Source organism: Paracoccus sp. TRP, assembly GCF_000185925.1.
GTDB classification, from domain to species: domain Bacteria; phylum Pseudomonadota; class Alphaproteobacteria; order Rhodobacterales; family Rhodobacteraceae; genus Paracoccus; species Paracoccus kondratievae.
The window spans coordinates 1-1,499 of record NZ_AEPN01000110.1 but is presented as its reverse complement, the minus strand read 5'-3'; the positions used below and the strand labels follow the sequence as shown (position 1 = coordinate 1,499).

The window sequence follows — 1,499 nt, the reverse complement described above, 5'->3', positions numbered from 1 at the left end:
GTTTCGCGCCCTGTGGCGATCCTGTGGCTTGCACCGCCCATCGTCCCTTTGAGGATGTTCTTCTTGGCCCCATCGGGGGTGATGAATTGCAGCGTGGTGATCTGCTGAGCGATACGGCCTGGAATGACCAACAGCGGCCCATCGCCATCAGGCAGCGCGGCGGCCATGGCATCCCCAAGCCGACCGATCGGCATGAACTTGCGGGGATCGTCAATGACAAGCCCCCGCTCATCTGGAAACCCTTTGCGCGCCAGATACGGGTGCTGCGCCTGATCGCAGGCCGTCACAATGCGCTGACATGTGGCGAACACCTCCCGACGCTCGGCTTCAGCCCTGCGTTCGGCCTCAATGTCGCGCGGCGGGGCTTTCACCTCGTTCTGGCCCGCCAGCCCATCGACTGTAAATCGCTGCTGCTGGCCGGTGATCCAGTTCCAGCAGATGCCACCGCGACCATCGTCAAATATCAGGACGCGGCCAGACGTGTTTGATTTGCTCTTCCCTTCAGCCGGGCACTGTACCCATTGGCCGTGCCTTGTTTTGGTCGGTGGGATAATGCCAACGGCGCGGCAGGCGTCAGACATGGCGGCGTGAATACTCATGCCATTGCCCTCCGCTTGCTGTTCTTGCGGAATCTCTGAGTCTCTCGCTGGATCAGAGCATAGGCCGATTGATCTACCGTGCGCTGGATCGGAGCGTCGAACCACCCAAATGGCAATTTGTCATTCGGGTAGATGCCTCTAAAAATTCCATAAGCCCATCTGCGTGCATGGTCCTCGCCCTTACGGCTGTGCTCGGACGTGTAGCACAACGCAGCATCCCAGACCTTGCGCGGCTCTTTCAGGCAGTCAGCTCGCAAGCCGGCGCGCGGCTCCATCGCCAGAGTCTGGGGATTATACTCATGCATCTCACCAGCGACCGTGACGATGCCGGAGCGGGCTGGTTTTTCCCATCCGCAGCACAGGCAGGTGTTGCCGCGCAGAGCACCAGAACATTCTGGACAAACGACCTTCTCTCTTTCCCGTTCGCTGCGCTCTCTCGGCTTGCTGTCGCGCTTCGTGGAGTGATCCAGATCACCAACGCCATTTTCCCACACATCGAACATATCCAGTCCGAACCGCTCGATATTTCCCGAATGATCCAGCCAGATCGCTTTGTCCTTGCCTTCGCAGGTCCGCATGATGCGGCCGATCTCCTGCATGTGACTGGACAGGCTCTTTCGATAGGGCTTGCAGGAAATGCCGCACCGAACGTCCGGCACATCGAACCCTTTGGTCAGCACGCCGCAGGACACCAGCCCGTGGATTACGCTGTCATCACGCCGAAATTCTGCGATTTTTTCGGCGCGCTCAGCGTCATCGCGGTCCAGATAGCTGATCTGCTGGAAATTGAAGCCCGCGGAGCTGAACGCTGCGCACAGTTCACGGCCATGCTCAACGGTCGGGGAAAAGACTATGGTCTTTACAGGGCCGCCAAAGTGTTCATTGGTCTTGGCAATCCAT

At 59.0% G+C, this 1,499-nt stretch carries 2 protein-coding genes; both read right to left on the bottom strand.

The window, feature by feature from the left end; genetic code table 11:
• Positions 1-599 (bottom strand): hypothetical protein (locus PARACOCCUSGL_RS21165; RefSeq protein ID WP_010400962.1); only part of this gene is annotated, 599 nt, incomplete at its 3' end.
• Positions 596-1,499 (bottom strand): DEAD/DEAH box helicase (locus PARACOCCUSGL_RS21160; RefSeq protein ID WP_010400960.1); only part of this gene is annotated, 904 nt, incomplete at its 5' end. The genes PARACOCCUSGL_RS21160 and PARACOCCUSGL_RS21165, both read right to left, overlap by 4 nt.